Annotated in this window: 11 protein-coding genes; 6 read left to right on the top strand and 5 right to left on the bottom strand. The window is 70.1% G+C overall.

Annotated elements, in window-relative coordinates; all coding sequences use genetic code 11:
• Nucleotides 1-11: 11 nt before the first annotated feature.
• A complete protein-coding gene (locus tag ACWEFB_RS21740) occupies nt 12-536 on the bottom strand; it encodes a cupin domain-containing protein (protein WP_452287967.1) in 525 nt (174 codons plus the stop codon).
• 82 nt (nt 537-618) lie between these two features.
• On the opposite strand from ACWEFB_RS21740, the gene ACWEFB_RS21735 reads away from it, so the two are divergent.
• The 6 genes from ACWEFB_RS21735 (at nt 619) to ACWEFB_RS21710 (ending at nt 14,964) form a co-directional block, all read left to right on the top strand.
• Nucleotides 619-1,191 (top strand): MarR family winged helix-turn-helix transcriptional regulator, encoded by a 573-nt coding sequence (locus ACWEFB_RS21735; protein WP_452287965.1) that lies wholly within the window; start codon nt 619-621, stop codon nt 1,189-1,191.
• A gap of 180 nt (nt 1,192-1,371) precedes the next feature.
• The gene (locus ACWEFB_RS21730) at nt 1,372-1,761 is read left to right on the top strand and encodes a cupin domain-containing protein (protein WP_452287963.1); all 390 of its coding nucleotides are present in this window, start codon (nt 1,372-1,374) and stop codon (nt 1,759-1,761) included.
• A gap of 299 nt (nt 1,762-2,060) precedes the next feature.
• Nucleotides 2,061-11,792 carry an RHS repeat-associated core domain-containing protein gene (locus ACWEFB_RS21725; RefSeq protein WP_452287961.1) on the top strand — a complete coding sequence of 3,244 codons (9,732 nt, stop codon included), beginning with the start codon at nt 2,061-2,063 and terminating at the stop codon, nt 11,790-11,792.
• 61 nt (nt 11,793-11,853) lie between these two features.
• Nucleotides 11,854-12,297, top strand: a complete 444-nt coding sequence (locus ACWEFB_RS21720) for a hypothetical protein (protein WP_452287959.1) — start codon at nt 11,854-11,856, stop codon at nt 12,295-12,297.
• Between the two features lie 36 nt (nt 12,298-12,333).
• Nucleotides 12,334-13,788 carry a DUF7405 family protein gene (locus tag ACWEFB_RS21715; protein WP_452287957.1) on the top strand — a complete coding sequence of 485 codons (1,455 nt, stop codon included), beginning with the start codon at nt 12,334-12,336 and terminating at the stop codon, nt 13,786-13,788.
• 507 nt (nt 13,789-14,295) lie between these two features.
• Nucleotides 14,296-14,964, top strand: a complete 669-nt coding sequence (locus tag ACWEFB_RS21710) for a suppressor of fused domain protein (protein WP_452287955.1) — start codon at nt 14,296-14,298, stop codon at nt 14,962-14,964.
• A 664-nt stretch (nt 14,965-15,628) separates the two neighbouring features.
• On the opposite strand, the gene ACWEFB_RS21705 is transcribed toward ACWEFB_RS21710, so the two are convergent.
• From ACWEFB_RS21705 to ACWEFB_RS21690, 4 genes are all read right to left on the bottom strand, one after another.
• Nucleotides 15,629-17,083, bottom strand: a complete 1,455-nt coding sequence (locus ACWEFB_RS21705) for an alkaline phosphatase PhoX (RefSeq protein ID WP_452287953.1) — start codon at nt 17,081-17,083, stop codon at nt 15,629-15,631.
• 116 nt (nt 17,084-17,199) lie between these two features.
• Nucleotides 17,200-17,499, bottom strand: coding sequence for a hypothetical protein (locus ACWEFB_RS21700; protein WP_452287951.1), 300 nt, complete (start codon nt 17,497-17,499; stop codon nt 17,200-17,202).
• A 45-nt stretch (nt 17,500-17,544) separates the two neighbouring features.
• Nucleotides 17,545-17,946: a hypothetical protein gene (locus tag ACWEFB_RS21695; protein ID WP_452287949.1), complete on the bottom strand. Its 402-nt coding sequence runs from the start codon at nt 17,944-17,946 to the stop codon at nt 17,545-17,547.
• Between the two features lie 254 nt (nt 17,947-18,200).
• The gene (locus ACWEFB_RS21690) at nt 18,201-18,785 is read right to left on the bottom strand and encodes a hypothetical protein (protein WP_452287947.1); all 585 of its coding nucleotides are present in this window, start codon (nt 18,783-18,785) and stop codon (nt 18,201-18,203) included.
• Nucleotides 18,786-19,104 lie beyond the last annotated feature (319 nt).

Below are 19,104 nucleotides of genomic sequence, written 5' to 3'. Positions count from 1 at the left end.
GGTGGGTGCGGTCAGGCGGCTGCGCGAGTCCGGTGCCAGGGGGCGCTGTCGACGAAGTGGGTGTCGAAGCGATCCTGGACCGCGAGCAGCTCGCGAGGGTCGGCGTGGCCGTTGCGGACGCGTTCCAGCAGGCGGAAATAGGCGAATCGCTCCACCCCCGGGGTGATCACGATCAGCGTGTCGGCACCTGACCCGGGAGCCGCCGCGAAGGCGTGCACGGTGTGCGGCGGGACCACGAGGGTGCCGCCGGCCTCGACCTCCGCCACCTCCTCGCCTGCCAGGACCTGCAGCCGCCCGTCCAGGACGAAGAACAACTCGGCCGATCCGCGGTGGTAGTGCGGGGTCGCGCCGTCCCTGCCTCGCCCCAGGGTTGTGCGACTGACTCCCAGCAGGCCACCGGTGGATGACGCGTCGGCCAGCAGCGCGATGGTGTCCGATCCGGCGCCGAGGAACTCGGCGTCCTGCGGGCGTATCACCAGGGGACTGAACCCAGGCTGCTCGTCCGGAGGCGTCCCTGGTGGGTGCATCTCACTCATGCCAGAAATGATTACACGTCTGATAGTACGACGTCAAACTATACGATGGTGCTTGTATCTGACCTCGAACTATAGTGGTGGCATGAGCGCCGCCGACACGCACGACGTCCCCGCTTCCACCTCACCCGGCACTGACACGAACACGCCAACAGCCGCCCCGGACGCGGTGGACGCGGTGGTCGCCGCCTGGCAGCGGGAACGCCCGGACCTGGACCTCACCGCGATCGCGGTAGTCGGCCGGCTCGGCCGCGTGAACCTGCTCCTCGGCCCCGCCCAGGAACAGGTGTTCACCGAGTTCGGCCTGCAACGGGGCGAGTTCGACGTCCTGGCAGCGCTGCGCCGCTCCGGCGTCCCGTACACCCTCAGCCCCTCACATCTGTCCGACCTGCTGATGCTCTCCCGAGCAGGAATGACCAACCGGCTGGACCGGCTGGAGTCCGCCGGAATGGTCGAACGCTCGCTGGACCGGGCCGACCGGCGCAGCTTCCAGATCCGCCTCACGGAACAGGGCTACGCCACCGTCGACGCCGCCATGACGCAGCACACCGCCAACGTCACCGCCCTGCTGGCCGCCGGCCTCACACCCCGAGAGCTGACCACCCTGGACGCCCTGGCCCGCAAGCTCCTGCACCATCTGAGCACCGCCGCCCGATAAAGTCCGGCAACGGCCATTCGGCGTCGCACCCGCCCACGATCGTCCACGCCTCACAGAAGGGAGGGAACCGCGTTGTCGCTACCCGCCTATCCACCTTCGCGCTACGACGGGGAACACGGTCACAGCCGCACCCACCTCAGGACAGCGGATCAGCCGGCGGACATCACCTACCCCAACGGGGTGAAGGTCACCTACCTCGCGCGCGGCACCGAGACGTACGGCGACTTCGGCCTCTACCGGTGGGACTTCAGCCCGGAGCCAAGCGGACCCGGCCCGCACTTCCACCGCGGCCTTTCCGAGTCGTTCTTCGTCCTGGGCGGAAACATCCGGCTGTACTCCGGCGACCGGTGGGTCGACGCCGGCGCCGGAGACTTCCTGCACGTACCACCCGGCGGGATGCACGGGTTCCGAAACGAGTCGGGTGAGCCAGCCTCGATGCTGTTGCTGTTCGCGCCGGGCGCGCCCCGAGAGGAGTACTTCGAAACCCTCCTCAAGCTGCGCGACGGTTCGCTGGACATTACCGAGTCCGAGCGGGACGCCTTCGGCATCCGGCACGACAACTGGGACTGACCGGTTGTTTGGCGGAAGGAGTGCTGGTGTCACCACGCCGACAGCGCCCTTGCCGAAATCCGGCCCGGTGCCGCCCACACCGGCCCGCGGCGAACCGTCCAATTTAGCCCGCTCGGCGGCAACACAATTGACTGTCCGATAGTCGACAACACTTTCGGTGACGCCGCCGGTTTCTGCCGGTAGAAGGTGCGATCACAGTGAGTGATTAGGTTCCGGGGGTCCCGGACCGATCGGATGTCTATTCTGGTCGATGGATCTCGCCTAACTTGCCTTCCAGAAGTTGCGTCTGAGGAGGCAGCATGTCTGGACCGGCTGGCCACCGCACCATCCGATCGAGGGTCTGGGCGGGTGCCCGACTACGGTCGGCCGCGTCGCTCGCCGCGCTCGCCCTGCTGCTGGGCCTCGGCGTCCGGGGGGACCTGCCGGACATCGTGCCTGCCTCGGTCGCCTGCGACTCGTTCGGCTACGCGTACGACGCCGCCGGGCAGTTGGCCGGGGTGCAGGACCGGACCGGTCGTAGTGCCCAATACGGGTACGACCCCACGGGCAACATCACCTCCGTCACCAACGACGGCAGCCAAGCCCTCGCCCTGCTGTCGGTGGTGCCGGCGCGGGCGGCGGTTGGCGCCGAGGTGACCCTCCAGGGCGGCTGCTTCTCCAACGTCGCGGCCGAGAACACCGTCGAGTTCAACGGCGTACCGGCCACGGTCAGCACGGCCGGCGGACGGCGCCTGGTGGTCCGGGTCCCCGCCGGGGCGACCACCGGACCGGTCACCGTCGCGGTCGGCGGTGTCACCGCGACCAGCCCGCAGTCCTTCGTGGTCAGCGGTTTCGACGAGTCCGCACCGACCGTCACCGCGGTCACCCCGAACGTCGTCGCACCCGGCGGCACGGTCACGGTCACCGGCACCGGCTTCGCCACCGAGGCCGCCGACAACGCGATCACCCTCAACCGCACCCGGGCGTTCACCCCGACCGTCGCCGCCGGCAGCCTCGGCGTCCAGGTGCCCGCCGGCGCCGGCTCCGGCCGGATCGGGGTACGGACCAGGTACGGCAGCGGCGAAGGCACCGCCGACGTGTTCGTCGCGCCCGCCCCGTACGCCGTTGCCGACGTGGCGCACACCTCGCGGGTCGCGCTCGGCGGCACGAGGTCGGTGTCGATCCCGAGCGCGGGCGACATCGCCCTGGTCGTCTTCGACCTGGCGGAGGGGCAGCGGGCGAGTGTGCAGCTCGCGGACGGCACCCTCGGCTCCTGCGGCATCTCCACCGCGAAGGTGCTCGACCCGTTCGGGCGCACCGCCGCGTCGTCCGGGTGCGTCGGCGCCACCGGCTTCATCGACGTGGTGACGGCTCGGACGGTGGGCACGTACACCCTGCTGCTGGCCGCGGCGAGCGCGGCCACCGGCTCGATCTCGGCGACCGTCCGGGAGGTGCCGGCAGACGCCACGGCGAGCACCACGGCGGGCGGCGGCCCGGTGACCGTCACCACCACCGTCCCGGGGCAGAACGCGGCCGTCACCTTCGCCGGCAGCACCGGTCAGCGGGTCGCGGTCAAGGTCAGTGACGGCACCTACGGCACCTACAACGCCGCCGTCACGCTGCGCAGGCCGGGCGGCGGAACGGTCGCCTCGAACGGTTCCTGCGGCAGCGCCTGCTTCCTCGACACCGCCGTGCTGCCGATCGAGGGCACGTACACCCTCTTCGTGGACCCGCAGTCCACCGTGACCGGGGCGATCACCGTCCAGGTGTACGACGTGCCGGCCGACGCCACCGTGGCGGTGACGCCCGGCGGTCCCCAGGTCACCGCCACCACGACGGTGCCCGGCCAGAACAGCGTCTTCTCGTTCGCCGGCGCCACGGGGCAACGGGTCCTCGTCCACCTCTCCGGCGGCACGTACGGGACCTACAACGCGACGGCGATCGTGCGCAGACCGGACGGGTCGAACCTGACCAGCAGCGCGTACTGCGGCAGCTCGTGCCTGTTCGACACCACGGTGCTGCCGGTCGACGGCACGTACACCATCGTGGTCAACCCCGACACCACCTACGTCGGTACGGTCGGCGCGCAGGTCCACTCGGTGCCGGCGGACGCGACGGCGAGCACCACGCCCGGCGCGGGCGCGGTCACCGTCGCCACCACCGTCGGCCAGAACGGCGTGATCTCCTTCCCCGGTACGGCGGGGCAGCGGGTCTCGGTGCAGTTCAGCGGTGGTACGTACGGGACGTACAACGCGTCGGCGGTGATCCGTAAGCCGGACGGGTCGAGCCTGGGTGGCAGCGCGTACTGCGGTGCGTCGTGTTTCTTCGACGCGGTGGTGCTGCCGGTCGACGGCACGTACACGATCGCCCTCAACCCGGACGGCGTCACCGTCGGCCAGGTGTCGGCGCAGGTCCACCTGGTGCCGGCGGACGCGACGGCGAGCACCACGCCCGGCGGCGCCCCGGTCACCGTGGGCACCACCGTGCCGGGCCAGAACGCGGTGGTGTCGTTCGCCGGTACGGCCGGGCAGCGGATCTCCGCGCAGTTCAGCGGTGGTACGTACGGGACGTACAACGCGTCGGCGGTGATCCGTAAGCCGGACGGGTCGAGCCTGGGCGGTAGTGCGTACTGCGGTGGTTCGTGTTTCTTCGACGCGGTGGTGCTGCCGGTCGACGGCACGTACACCATCCTGCTCAACCCGGACGGCACCTACCTCGGCCAGGCCACGGTGAAGGTCCACGACGTGCCGCCGGACGCCGCCGCGAACAGCACGCCAGGTGGAGCCCCGGTCACCCTGACCACCACGGTCCCCGGACAGAACGCCGTGGTCTCCTTCCCCGGCACCGCCGGGCAGTCCATCTCGGTGATCATGTCGGGCGGCACCTTCGGCACGTACAACGCCTACGCCAGGCTGCGCGCCCCGGACGGCTCCACCGTCGTCGCCGACACCTACTGCGGTACGAGCTGCTCGTTCAACGCGATCACGCTCCCGACGACCGGCACGTACACGGTCCTGGTCAACCCCACCGACGCCACCCTCGGTGCGATCACCGCCCAGGTGCACGACCTGCCGAACGACGCGGTCGCCAACACCACCCCGGGTGGTGCGGCGGTGTCGGTTACCACGACGGTGCCGGGGCAGAACGCGGTGATCTCGTTCCCGGCGACAGCGGGTCAGCGGGTGGCGGTGCAGCTCTCCGCCGGCACGTTCGGTTCGACCGAGGCGGTGGTGACGCTACGCCGCCCGGACGGGACCTCGATCGTGTCGAACAGCTCCTGCGGGACGGCGTGTTTCCTGGACACCACGACACTTCCGGTGGCCGGGACGTACACCGTGCTGATCGACCCGAGGGGCACGGTCGTCGGCGGCATCACCGCGAAGGTGCACGACGTGCCGGCCGACGCCACGGCGACCGCCACGCCGGGTGGTGCGGCGGTGTCGGTGACCACGGCGGTGCCGGGGCAGAACGCGGTGATCTCGTTCCCGGCGACAGCGGGTCAGCGGGTGGCGGTGCAGCTCTCCGCCGGCACGTTCGGTTCGACCGAGGCGGTGGTGACGCTACGCCGCCCGGACGGGACCTCGATCGTGTCGAACACGTCCTGCGGGACGGCGTGCTTCCTGGACACCACGACACTTCCGGCCGCCGGCACCTACACCCTGTCCGTCGACCCGAGGACGGCCGCCGTCGGCACGCTCACCGCCCGGGTGTACGTCGTACCGGCCGACACCACCGCCACCACCACACCCGGCGGGGCCGCGGTCACCGTGACCACCACGGTGCCGGGGCAGAACGCGGTGATCTCGTTTCCCGGTACGGCGGGACAGGTCGTCACCGCCAGCTTCTCCGCCGGTGCGTTCGGCGGCGGCAGCGTGGCCGTGGCGCTGCGCGCGCCCAACGGCAGCACGGTCACCAGCACCTCCTCCTGCGCGACGACCTGCTCGTTCAGCTCTGTGTCGCTGGCCGCGGCCGGCACCTACACGCTGCTGGTGGACCCGGCGGCCGCAGCCGTCGGCAGCCTCACCGCGCAGGTTTTCGACGTGCCGGTGGACGCCACCGTCCCGACCACCCCGGGCGGCGACCCGGTCACCGTGACCACCAGCACCCCCGGCCAGAACGGCGTGGTGACCTTCCCCGGCACCGCCGGGCAGCGGATTCTCGTCCAGGGCACCGGCGGCACGTACGGCACGTACAACGCGACGGCGGTGGTCCGCAAACCGGACGGGTCGAACCTGACCGGCAGCGCGTACTGCGGGGCGTCGTGCCTTTTCGACACGGTGGTGCTGCCGGTCACCGGCACGTACAGCCTCCTGCTCGACCCGGCCGGCACCTACACCGGCGCGCTCACCGTCCGGGTGTACGACGTACCGGCCGACGCCACCGCGACCGCGACACCGGGCGGGGCGGGGGTCACCCTCACCACCACCGTCCCGGGGCAGAACGCGGTGCTGTCGTTCACCGGCACCGCCGGCCAGCGGATCGTGGTGCAGGGGACCGCCGGTACGTACGGGACGTACAACGCGACGGCGGTGGTGCGCAAGCCGGACGGGACGAACCTGCTCAGCAGCGCGTACTGCGGGGCGACGTGTTTCTTCGACGCCACCACGCTGCCGGTCGCCGGCACGTACACGATCCTGCTGAACCCGGAGGGCGCCTACACCGGCACGGTGGTCCTGCGGATCTACGACGTGCCGGCCGACGCGGCGGTGAACGCCACGATCGGCGGCCCGGCGGTGTCGGTGGCCACCACCGCCCCGGGACAGAACGCGGTGCTGTCGTTCACCGGCACCGCCGGCCAGCGGATCTCGGTCCAGGGCACCGCCGGCACGTACGGGACCTACAACGCGACGGCGGTGGTGCGCAAGCCGGACGGGACGAACCTGCTCAGCAGCGCGTACTGCGGGGCGACGTGTTTCTTCGACGCCACCACGCTGCCGGTCGCCGGCACCTACACGATCCTGCTGAACCCGGAGGGGATGTACACGGGTGCGGTCTCGCTCCAGGTGTACGCCGTGCCGGCCGACGTCGCCGCGAGCACGACACCCGGCGGTGCGCCGGTCACCCTGACCACCACCGTCCCCGGGCAGAACGGCGTGCTGTCGTTCACCGGCACCGCCGGCCAGCGGATCTCGGTCCAGGGCACCGCCGGCACGTACGGGACCTACAACGCGACCGCGGTGGTGCGCAAACCGGACGGGACGAACCTGCTCAGCAGCGCGTACTGCGGGGCGACGTGTTTCTTCGACGCCACCACGCTGCCGGTCGCCGGCACCTACACGATCCTGCTGAACCCGGAAACCACGTACACCGGTGCGGTATCCCTCCAGGTGCACGCCGTCCCGGCCGACGCGACCTCGGCCACCACCCCGGGCGGCCCGGCGACCATCCTGACCACCACCGTGCCGGGGCAGAATGCGGCGCTCACCTTCCCCGGCACCGCCGGCCAGGTGGTCACCGTGGCGATGACCGCCGGAACCTACAGCCAGTACAACGCCACGGCGATCATCCGCAAACCGGACGGGACGAACCTGGGCAGCAGCGTGTACTGCGGCGGCAGTTGCACCTTCACCTCGGTCACCCTGCCCACCGCCGGCACGTACACCGTTTTTGTCGACCCCTCGACAAGCACCGTCGGCAGAGTCACCGGCGAGGTACGGCTGCCCGCCGCCCCGGCTCCCGCCGCCGCGAAGCAGACCGTGACCGGGCCGGTCGGCGACGTGACCGAAACCTGGACCCCGGACCGGTTCAACCTCGCCGGTGAGGACTGGGAGTCGCACCGCGCCGGCGCCTACGGCAACCTCCAGCCGGCGCTGCGCGCCGAGCGGGGAATCACCGCGCTCGCCGGGCAGGCCCTGCTGCTCAACGGCAGACCGCTCGCGGATGTCACCCTCACCGTCGGCGGGCGCGGCACCCGTACCGACGCCACCGGGCGGTTCCTGCTCACCGGGCTCACCGCCGGGCACCACGTCCTGGTCATCGACGGGGCGACGGCGAGCAGCCCGGGACGCGCCTTCGGCCGCTTCGAGACCGGTGTCGACCTGCGGGCGGGAGAGACCGTCGAGCTGTCGTACCCGATCTGGATGACCCGGCTCGACACCGCGAACAGCGTCCGCTTCCCCTCGCCCACCACCAAGCAGCAGACGGTCATCACCACTCCGGCGATTCCCGGCTTCGAGGTACGGCTACCCAAGGGCTCCGTGATCCGCGACCGGACCGGCAGAACCGTCACCGAGCTGTCCATCACCGCGCTGCCGGTGGACCAGCCGCCGTTCCCGCTGCCCGCCGGGGTACGCACCCCCGTCTACTTCACCGTGCAGCCCGGCGGGTCGGTGATCCTGCCGAAGGGCGCGCAGATCATCTACCCGAACACCCAGGGCCTCGCGCCGGGCAGCCGGCTGGACTTCTGGGACTACGACCCCGGCCGGGTGCCGTGCACCAACGCGCCGGTGAAGTCGTACCCGAAGAAGCCGGGCACGGCGGCGGCGAAGGCGCCCTCGGTCTGCCCGGTGACCGGCGCGGAGGCCGGCTGGTACATCTACGGGCGCGGCACCGTCACGCCGGACGGCCGGCAGGTCGTGCCCGACCCCGACGTGCGGGTCTGGGAGTTCACCGGGGCGATGTTCAACGGCAGCGGCAAGCGCCCCGCCGGCACCGGACCGGGCGAGGACGGCGACGCCGGCGGCGACCCGGTCGACCTGGCCAGCGGGCTCTTCGTCGACGAGCACACCGACCTCACCGTCAACGACGTGCTGCCGATCTCGATCACCCGCACCTACCGGCAGAATGACACCCAGATGCGCGAGTTCGGCATCGGCGCGAACTTCACCTACGGCATCTTCATCTACTCCGAACACGAGTACACCGAGGCCGACCTGGTCTTCCCGGACAGCGGCAAGGTCCACATGGACCGGATCAGCCCCGGCACCGGCTGGACCGACGCGGTGTTCAAGGCCGTCGGCACCACCGGCCCGTTCCGGGACGCGGTGATGACCTGGAACGGTGACGGCTGGGACCTGGTGCGCACCGACGGCATGGTGTACGTCTTCGGCGAGAACACCCCGTTGCAGTCCATCCGGGACCGGCACGGCAACCAGATCACCCTGACCCGGGCCAGCGGCGGGCAGTCCGGCGACATCACCCAGATCACCTCGCCCAACGGACGCTGGATCAAACTCAGCTACGCCAGCGGCCGGGTGGTTCGGGCGCAGGACAACGCGGGCCGGGCCGTGGTCTACGGCTACGACACCGCCGGTCGGCTGACCAGCGTCACCTCGCCCGGCGGCCGGACCACCGGCTACGGCTACGACACCGCGAACCGGATGACCACCGTCACCGATGCGCGCGGCATCACCTACCTCACCAACACCTACGACACTGCCGGGCGGGTGGTTGCCCAGACCATGCCCGACGGTGTCACCTACGGTTTCGCGTACACCACCGACGGTGCGGGCAAGGTCGTGAAGACGGCCGTCACCGAGCCTGACGGAAGCGTCCGGGAGACCAGCTTCGACGCCAACCGCCGGGTGACCACCGAGACCACCGCCGCCGGCACCGCCCAGGCACGTACCTCCACCACCGCCCGTGATCCGGTCACCCACCAGCCGACCGCGCTGGTCGACCCGTACGGGCGACGGACCGCGCTCGGGTACGGCCCGAATGGCGACCTGACCTCACTCACCGCGCTCGCGGGCACCGCCGCGGCGCAGTCCGCCACCGTCACCTCCGGCGGGCCCTACCGGCAGATCACCTCGGTCACCGACGACCAGGGCCGGACCAACCGGATGGAGTACGACACCACCGGCAACCTCACCAAGGTCACCGACACCGCCGGCCGGAGCCGGCACTACGCCTACAACGCCGCTGGTCAGGTCACCTCGTTCACCGACCCGCTGGGCAACACCACCAGCTACACCTACCAGCACGGCGACCTGGTCGCGGTGACCGACCCGTTGGGCCGGACCACCCGCAGCTTCGTCGACGCCGTCGGCCGCCCGGTCGCCGTCACCGACGGGACCGGCGTGCTGGAGCAGGTCCGCCACGACCCGGACAACCAGGTCGTCGCCAGCACCGACGGCCTCGGCCGGGTCACCGCCTTCGAGTACGACGGCAACGGCAACCTGACCAAGGTCACCGACGCCCGGGGCAACAGCACCTCGGTCGCGTACGACAACTCCGACCGCCCGGTGACCGTCACCGATCCGCTCGGCCACCAAGCCCGGCAGACGTACGACGTGCTCGGCCGGGTGATCTCCGCCACCGACCGGCGCGGCAAGACCACCGTCACCGAGTACGACCCTCTCGGCCGGACCACGTTCATCGGGTACGGCGCCACCGCCGGACCGAGCTACGAGAGCACCAAACGGTTCGGCTACGACACCCAGGACCGGCTCACCACGATCGACGACTCCGCCGGTGGCGGGCTGGTCACCCTCGGCTGGAACGACCTCGACCAGGTGGTCAGCGTCGTCAGCCCGGCCGGCACCGTCGGCTACTCCTACGACGCGGCCGGGCGGCGCTCGGGGATGACCGTCCCCGGTCAGCCGGCGATCTCCTACGGCTACGACCAGACCGGCCTGGTCGAGCGGATCACCCAGGGCGGCACCACCGCCACCTGGCACCGGGACGCGGCCGGCCGGACCGACCGGGTCGAGCAGGGCGGCGTCACCGCCTGGTACACGTACGACGCCGCCTCCCAGCTGACCGGGATGTTCTACGAGAGCGCCGGTGGGGTACCGATCGGCGACCTCGGCTACTCGTACGACGACACCGGGCGGGTGCTGAACCTGACCGGCAGCCTCGCCAACGTCACCGTCCCCGCCACCGCGCCATCGGTCAGCTACGACGCCGCGAACCGGCTGACCAGCCGGGGTGCCCGGACGTTCAGTTACGACAACGAGGGCAACCTGACCGGGGACGGACTGCTCGGCTACACCTGGAACGCCCGGGGCGAGCTGACCGGGGTCACCGGGCCGGGGATGACCACCGCGTACGGCTACGACGGCGCCGGGCGTCTCGCCACCCGTACGGCCGGTGGGGCCACCACCGCCTTCGTCTACGACGGCCCGAACCTGGTACGGGAGCAGACCGGCGCGGCCGTCGCCAACCGGCTCACCGCCGGGCTCGACCAGACACTGGTCCGTACCGACGCCGCCGGCGCCCGGATGCCGATCACCGACGCGCTCGGCACCGTGCTCGGCCTGGCCGACTCCGCCGGCACGCTGACCACCCAGTACAGCTATGACCCGTTCGGCGCGGTCACCGTCAGCGGCGCCGCCAGCGGCAACACCCAGCAGTTCACCGGCCGGGAGCGCGACGCCGACACCGGTCTGTCCTACCACCGGGCCCGCTGGTACAGCTCGGAGACGGGGCGGTTCCTCAGCCAGGACCCGGCCGGATTCGGCGGCGGCAGCACGAACCTCTACACGTACGCCCTCAACGACCCGGTCAACCTCTCCGACCCCAACGGCGACTGCCCGATCTGCGTACCGATCCTGATCGGGGCGTTGATCGGCGGCGCGTCCTCGGTCGGCATCGGCGCGGGCGTCGCCGCGCTGACCGGGCGCAAGTACAGCATGGGTGACGCCCTGCGGGACTTCGCTATCGGCGGCGCGCTGGGCGCGCTCAGCGGCGGTGTCGGGGCGTACCTGAAGGCCGGCAGTTCGGTCTGGAAGCTCAACCAGTTCGAGCGTGGCCTGGCGATCGAGGCGAAGCTCGGCGGCAACCTGCCGCGCAGCTTCCCGACCATCGACCGGTTCGCCAACGGCACCGCCACGAGTATCAAGAGCGTCGACCTGACCGCCAAGAGCTACCAGAGCGCCGGCCAGCTCACCAGCCGGTTGCAGGGCTATGTGGACAAGGCGGCCGGTTTCGCCAAGAACAACCCGGTCAGCTGGGACGGGGTCACCATCAGACCGGGACAGGTCGCCGCCCGGGAACTGGAGATCGCGGTGCAGCGCGGTACGGCCACCAACGCCCAGCAGAACGCGCTCAACCAGATAGTCCAGTACGGCGCGCAGCGTGGGGTGACCGTACGGATCATCCCGATCAGGTAGCAACCATCCGGGGACGCCCAACGATATCCTTGGGCGTCCCCTCACCCGACCGAGGACACCGATGACCAGACTCGCCGCACTCGACCTGCGCAGAGGTCGGTACGTCGCGTACTCCTCCTCGCTCACCACCGACGGCCTGTGGATCGCCAACGGGGTCTTCGACCTCCTCGACGAGCCGGCCGACGACCGGGAACTGGGCGCGGCGGTGCGCCGGATGCTCGACGCCTCGCACACCGGTGTGCCCACGCCCGACCTTCGGGGTGGGCCGACGCCCTTCTCCCCGCTCCTCGACGCGCTCGGGCTGCGCTCCTGGGCCACGTACGCCAAGGGCACCCGGCACGTCGACATCGAGTGGGACGCCGACGAACTGCTGGTGAGCCCGACCCGCAACGGCGGCGCCCGGGAGGGCTTCGTCGGGCTCGGCGAGCACGCGGTACGGCTGACCGACCCGGGCGACGACGAACTGGGCCGGACCCTGCGCGGTGCGCTCGACCGGTCCCACTGAGGCATGGGCGCGCCGTCCCGGCTAAGCCGCCGCACCATGCTGGCCGGCGGAGCGCTGGCGATGGCCGCGTCCGCGCTGGCGGCCTGCTCGGACGGCGCCCGTACCCCGATCCGTCCGGCCGCATCGGACCCGGCGGCGGACCTGCCCGACATCCAGTTCGACGTCGCCCGGTTCAGCGCGCCCGAGCAGTCCTCGCCCACCGGCGGACCGTTCGTCACGCCGCCGGTGCACACCGTGTACCTGACCGCGGCGCTCGCCCGTAGCCCCGGCCGGGACGACCAGCGGGAGCTGACCCGGGTGCTCACCCTGCTGGAGTCGCGGTACGCGTTCGGCGCGGCCGGCCTGCTGACCTTCGTGTCGTACGGCCTGCCGTACTTCCGGCGACTGCCCGGCGGTCTCGCCGGGGACCTGGTCGGCGCGCACCTGCCCCGGCTGCTCGCCGACCCGGACCGGTCGGTGTTGGAGGAGGCGGTGCCGGCGCCCACCGACGTGCACCCGGACAACCCGGGGGTCACCAAGAAACGCTTCACCGTGCCGGTCCGGATCGAACAGAACGACCTGATGTTCACCTTCCGCAGTGACCGTGCGGCGGTCATCCAGGACGTGCTGGGTTGGTTCGACGGCAGCGGCATGCTGGCCGGTGCGCCGACACCCTCGCCCGACTTCGCCGGGCTGCTCACCGTCACCTCGAGCCGACACATGTTCACCCAGGTCGGCCTGCCCCGCTCGGTGGCCGAGCAGAACCGGCTGCCCTACGCCCGGTTCATCCAGCCGGACTCCCCGATGTGGATGGGTTTCTCGGACCAGCAGACGAACGCCTCCGGCCCCCCGGCGATCTGCACCTTCGCCGGCCACCCCTCGGCCCGGCTGACCACCGCCCGCCCCGGCGACTACCTCGACAACGGCGGGATCCAGCACCTGTCGCACGTCATCCTCGACATGCTCCAGTTCTACGACATGGCCTCGCCGGACACCCCGCCGAGCGAGAACGGCAACTTCAGCAAACGGGTGCAGTACATGTTCCACGCCCCGCCGGTGCATCCGGGCAACACCGACCAGCTCACCGACGGCGGTGGGCCGTCCTTCCTGCCGGCTGACAACCGTGGGCCGGACTACGCCGAACAGACCGCCCGAGGGGTCGGCCTGCCCCCTGGTGAGCGTCGGATGGGGCACCTGTCCACCCTCCAGCGCAGCTCCCGGGCGCCGGACGGTACCCCGATGCATCTGCGGGTGGACGGCCCCGGTTTCGACCCGATGGACGTACCGGACGGCAGCAGTCAACCCAAGCTGCACTTCAGCCTCTTCGTGCCGACCGCCGACGTCTTCGCCCAAATGCGGCACAGCCAGGCCGCGGTAGACCTGGCGCGCAAGCACCGGGTGGCCGAGCAGGACAACGGCCTGGAACGCTTCCTCACCTGCACCCGACGACAGAACTTCCTGATCCCGCCCCGACGGCACCGGGCCTTCCCCTTGGTCGAGCTGGCCGACTAAGAACTCCTGACTCTTTGAGCGTTGGGGTCTGCGCCAGCAGGTGATCGCGCAGGCCAGGGTGAGGAAGGCTTCGTGGATGTCATCGCGGATTTCCCAGCGGGTCCGTAGGCGTCGGAACCAGTGCAGCAGGGCGATGGTCTGCTCGACGACCCAACCGAGGCCCTTCAGGCAGGCCGGGACTCGGTAGCGATCGCCCTCACTTGCCTTTTCGGGCGGCTCAACTGCCCGAACTGCGCCACCCCGTTCGATCTAGCCGACCACACGAGTGGCCGCTCATACGGATGACGCGCGGATCCGCATCCGCCGCCGATCAGGCGGACCTGTCGGCGTCCGTTCGTGTCGTGACGCTCGCGGGATGGCTTTGCCGGATTCTCCTTTGCAGCGGACCGCTCCAGGGTCGTCCGATGGCGGCCCGTCGCCCGCGATGTCCGGGGCGAGCACGGGCGCCTGCCTCGCTACTCAGGAGGTCCGTGCAGACACCCCGACCCGGCGTGTTCTGATCTTTCAATGACCTCCGAAGCTCCCGGGTGGGCCGCTATCGACGCCCGGCTCGCCGAGCTGTATCCCGATGTGAAGCCGAAGCACTACGGCACGCTGCACCGCTTCGCGTTGGGTGGACCAGATCCACTCGACGGTGTCAGCTTCTACCAGCGTGTCGAGCCCGTGCCGCACTGGCACATCATCGGCTACGGCATGAGCGAGCTGTACGCCAAGGAAACCGAAAACCCCGACGAGTCTGGCTGGGGCTTCGAGTTCACCATCCGGATCACCCGCGACACCGGTGACACCGCGCCGCCGATCTGGGCGGCAAACCTGCTGCAGAACCTCGCCCGGTACCTGATCTCCAGCGGCAACAGGTTCGAACCCGGCCACCACATCAACGCCAACGGCCCCATCCGCCAGGACCACGAAACGGCGCTTACGGCCCTAACCTTCGTCGAGGACCCAGAACTCGGGACAATCCCCACCCCGCACGGCCGAGTGCAGTTCCTACAGGTAGTCGGCCTGACCACCGACGAATACGCGCAAGCTCGACAGCGGGGCACCAACGGTCTACTGACCATGCTTGGCGAACGACAGCCGCTACTGATCACCGACCTGAACCGGCCCTCAGTAACAGACGACCAGGCGTCGCGGACCCCAAGCGAGGCCGGACGCGGCAACGACGGCCCCTAGACCGGGCTACTCACGGTCGTCGTCCTCGACGTCCGCGCCCGCGGCCCCGGTCATGCCTACTACCCGCGCAAACTCCGTGAGGGCAAGACACCCGCCGAGGCCCGACGCGCCTGAAACGGCGGCTCACCAAGGTTCTCTACCGACACCTCATCAAAGATCAACTCAAACTAGCCCCCAGCGAGGATTGACACACAGAGGCGCACTTGAGCCCCTTCCGCCCTGGGGCGGCGCCCGAGCCGCGCAGGCCAAATGAGAGCCACACGACCAGCGTGGGCAGCCGAAATGAGAGCGACAGCCCGGGCGCCTCGACCGAAGCCTGGCCGGGCCACGGTCGCAGGTCAATGAAACAAGTAGCCGATGTGCGCTCACCTGATCATTCGGACCTGGTCGCATCGAAACAGTCGTGTCGCCGATCACCGTCGGACCCCAGCCTGACCCAGCGCGACGCCAACAACCGATACCACCGGATGAACGGCGGCCGTCGGCCTGCTAAGCCATCCGACCTTCGTCCTCCTCCTCGCCCGGTCGGTCGGCCCGGCGCAGCTCAGATCGCGGCCCGCCGCCGGGTTGACCTCGCACGGGTTGCGATCCTCGCCCGGTCCGTCGACCGGGCGCAACCACTTCGGGCGCTGGGCCGTCCCCCACAGGTCCGTCTGGCTCTGCGTCAGCCCAGATACTTCTCCCACGGGCCGGTGATGGCCAGGGTCAGGCCGGGGTCCTGCATGTTGACGAAGAGCACCTTGCCGTCAGCGGTGAAGGTCGGCCCGCAGAACTCCGAGTCGTTGAGCTGGTTGCGGGCGATCGCGTACGTCGGGCCGCCCGGGATCGTGCTGAGCACGTGGGAGGCGCCCGAGCCGTCCTCGGCAAGCACGAGGCTTCCCCACGGGGTGACGGTCACATTGTCCGGGCCGTCGAAGGTGAGGTCGTTGTACTTGACCGGCGTCCCCTCCTCCGAGGCGGTCTGGTGCGGGAAGTACGTCACCAGTTGGATGGTCTGGGCCTTGTAGTTGTAGAACCAGACCATGCCGTCGTGCGGGGCCGCGTCCGCCGGCAGGTCACCGTCGTCCCAGGCGTAGGAGTTGACCACGTACACGCCCTCGTCGGTGCCCCACACGCCCTCGAACTTGCGTCCACGGGTGACCTGGGCATCGGTGAACTGCTCGCGTACGGGCTTGTTCCGCGCGTCGTGGTCAGGCACCTCGATCCACCGTACCGGGAAGGGCCGGCCCAACTGGGCGGAGGTCAGGTAGGCGACGTCCGGCAGCACCGAGCCGTCGTCCATGATGATCTGCATCGCCGCGAGGACACCGGCGTTCGGGGCGAGGCGGGTGAGCGCACCCGGGCCCAGCTTGACGCCGCGAGGCGCGCTCCAGCGGTAGAAGAGGCCGTTGGGTCCGTCGGCATCCTCGGAGAGGTAGATCGCGGTGCGGTCCTTGTCGACCGCCAGGGCCTCGTGGGAGTAGCGGCCCAGGCACATGATCGGCTTCGGGTCCGCGCTGCCGTCGGCCCAGACCTCGAAGACGTAGCCGTGATCCTTCTGGAAAACGCCGGACCGGCCGTCCTCCTCCCAGTCGTCCCCGGCCCGGTCCTCGGTCTCCTCGCAGGTCAGCCACGTCCCCCACGGGGTGGGTCCGCCCGCGCAGTTGCTGACGGTGCCGGAGAGGGCGACGAACTCACCCAGGTTGCGACCCGCGCGGTCGGTCCGGATCACGGTGCAGCCACCGGCGTCAACCGCGCCGGGATCGTAGACAGTGCCCTTGACGTGCGGTACGCCGAACTCGGCGCCCGGGTCGATCTCATGGTTCTGGATCAGGTTGTAGCGGCCGTGGCCGGCGTCGTAGACCGCCATGCCGTCGTGGTCGGCCGGGGTCAAACCCTGGCCCCGGTCGAGGCGGGTGACGCCGGTCCGGGTAACCACGGTGTAGCTGAAGCCCTCGGGCAGGGCCAGGATGCCGTCGGGGTCATCCACGAGCGGCGGGAAGGGCACGTGGCCGCCCTTGACCGGCGAATGGGGCTGGCCCGGGTGGGCCTGAGCCAGGGACGGCAGGCCACCGGCAACGGCAAGACCCACGCCAGCGGCGGCACCGCCGGCCAGGAAGGTACGACGAGAGGAAGTCACGTAGATCAGCTCCTGTCAAACAAGTGCGACGATCTGACAGCCAACTCCAACGGGCAGACACCGACACGTCACCTGTGAGATCGATTGGTGACATCGAAGTAAAGACCCAGGGCCACTCACACATCGCCCGGGCGGCGTACTCCTTTGGAAGCACGGCGGCCAGCTACAACCGGATGGTGATCGCCTCGCCCGGAACCATCCGGGCGAGCCGACGCAACAACGGTTTCCGGATCCGTCAGCTCATCCACCGGTGCCGGCTGCTGCGGGATTCGCAGCGGCTGGGCCGGGTCGGCGGGTACGCCCGCACGCAGTGCCGAGCCCAGGTAGCGCAGGCAGTGCTCGACCGCTTCGGGCAGGCTCTGGTGCAGCGACGGTGAGATCGGTTTGCCGGTGTCCGAGGGGTCGACGGCGGTCACGTCCCAGAACCTTCCTGCAACCGGACAGGTCGGCGGCGTTGGCCGTCAGGTCCTTGACGGTGCCCCGGAGCCCGAGCCCGTGGACCAGGCGGATGACTGCCCGAACGACGTGTCCGTCCAGGACGTGACGTGGACCAGCAGCCGGGCGCCGGGGCGGCGCCCGGCGGCGAGCACCAGATAGCGCCCGAGCGGGTCGGTCACCGGCTCCAGCACGGTCACCACACCGTGGGAAAGCGTGTGTTCGATGGGGTGGCCGCTGTCGAACTCGGTCAACGCCTCCGGACCGCGTCCGAAGAGCCTGACCCAGGAGCTGAGCCGGTAGCGGTCGCCAAGCTGCACAATCGGTGACGGGCGGGCCGCGGCGCGCAGGCATCTATGCCCGGACCCAGCGATCGTCAGTTCCCATATCCGACGTTGGACACTACGGATCTCGATGATCACGAGCATGCGGAGCCGGTCGGCACCACCGCCTCCCGCTGATCGTGCCGATCGATCTCGTGCCCGCCGCCGTCGCCCGCCGTCGGCAGAATGCGGAGACATGATCGGCCACGTCCGGCCCGGACCGGGATCCGGGCCGGGGACGTGTGACATACCGGCGCGGTCCCTGGAAATCGGAAGTAGCAGGCGCTTCGCGATCTGTCCAGTGTGCCGCGCCGGTAGGCGAACGATCCGCGTCCCCGTGCCCGGGGTGGAACGGTCGCTCAGTCTTCGACGAACTCCCGGATCCCGGCGGCGAACCAGGCCTGGTTGGCCTCGTTCCGGATGAGCAGAACGGGCGTCTCGCAGGAGTCGGACGGTGCAGGCGACAGCACGTCGTCGATGGTGAATTCGCCGTTCTCGTCGAGGGGAACAGCTTCCGTGTTGCGTTCCACGAACGGGGCGGTGTTCTCGCAGACGAGAGTCGCGAAGACGTTGAGGCCGGCTGTTCCGCCGGCAGGCGTGATCGTCAGCGCGGTTCCGACGGTGTCGCCTCCCGCGAACACCAGACCCTTTCCACGGGCCACGATGTGACCGTCCGCCTTCACCTTCGCCTGGAGGTTGGCGATCCGCCAGGGCTGGGCGGCGGGTTGAACCCCTCTGACGATGTTGCGATTTACGGTGTCCGCGACAAGGTCCTGCCCGTTGCCAGTGGAGACTGGCTCGACCCCGATTCCGCCCTCGAACCTGACAAGCGTTCGATCGTCCGGCGCATGTCCCTCAGGTGGGCCGTCGTCTCTCAGCGCTGCTTCGACTGCCGTGCCTCGCCGCTGGGTGTCCTGGGCCATCAGGGGCGTGGTCGCGATCATGGTGAGTACCAGGCCGGCGCCTGCGGCGCCCGCGACGGTGATTAGTTTTCGCATGCTGCCCTCTCTCAGGGAAGAAGTTCTCACCCCGATCTTTCTGGTAGATAACTGAATTGCTCTCGTATTACGGGCTCAATACCCCAGACGGGCGAATGACCGCCATAGCCTCTTACGGCTCCATACTTTGCGCTACGCTCCGTGCCTCCGATTGACCGGCTCGGGTCGGGTCCGCTCGACCCAACCTACGGGCCGGTGAACCTCGACAACTCCCGACAGCTGGCACTCCTGTGGCCGCCGTCAGGATCCGCTTCAGGAACCCTCG

It is taken from the genome of Micromonospora sp. NPDC004704, assembly GCF_053601675.1.
This window is presented reverse-complemented; position numbering and strand designations above follow the sequence as displayed.

Excerpts from the sequence above, each read along its gene's own strand:
- ACWEFB_RS21740 (WP_452287967.1), bottom strand. The coding sequence starts at position 536 with ATGAGTGAGATGCACCCACCAGGGACGCCTCCGGACGAGCAGCCTGGG.
- ACWEFB_RS21735 (WP_452287965.1), top strand. The coding sequence starts at position 619 with ATGAGCGCCGCCGACACGCACGACGTCCCCGCTTCCACCTCACCCGGC.
- ACWEFB_RS21725 (WP_452287961.1), top strand. The coding sequence starts at position 2,061 with ATGTCTGGACCGGCTGGCCACCGCACCATCCGATCGAGGGTCTGGGCG.
- ACWEFB_RS21720 (WP_452287959.1), top strand. The coding sequence starts at position 11,854 with ATGACCAGACTCGCCGCACTCGACCTGCGCAGAGGTCGGTACGTCGCG.
- ACWEFB_RS21715 (WP_452287957.1), top strand. The coding sequence starts at position 12,334 with ATGCTGGCCGGCGGAGCGCTGGCGATGGCCGCGTCCGCGCTGGCGGCC.
- ACWEFB_RS21710 (WP_452287955.1), top strand. The coding sequence starts at position 14,296 with ATGACCTCCGAAGCTCCCGGGTGGGCCGCTATCGACGCCCGGCTCGCC.
- ACWEFB_RS21695 (WP_452287949.1), bottom strand. The coding sequence starts at position 17,946 with ATGCTCGTGATCATCGAGATCCGTAGTGTCCAACGTCGGATATGGGAA.
- ACWEFB_RS21690 (WP_452287947.1), bottom strand. The coding sequence starts at position 18,785 with ATGATCGCGACCACGCCCCTGATGGCCCAGGACACCCAGCGGCGAGGC.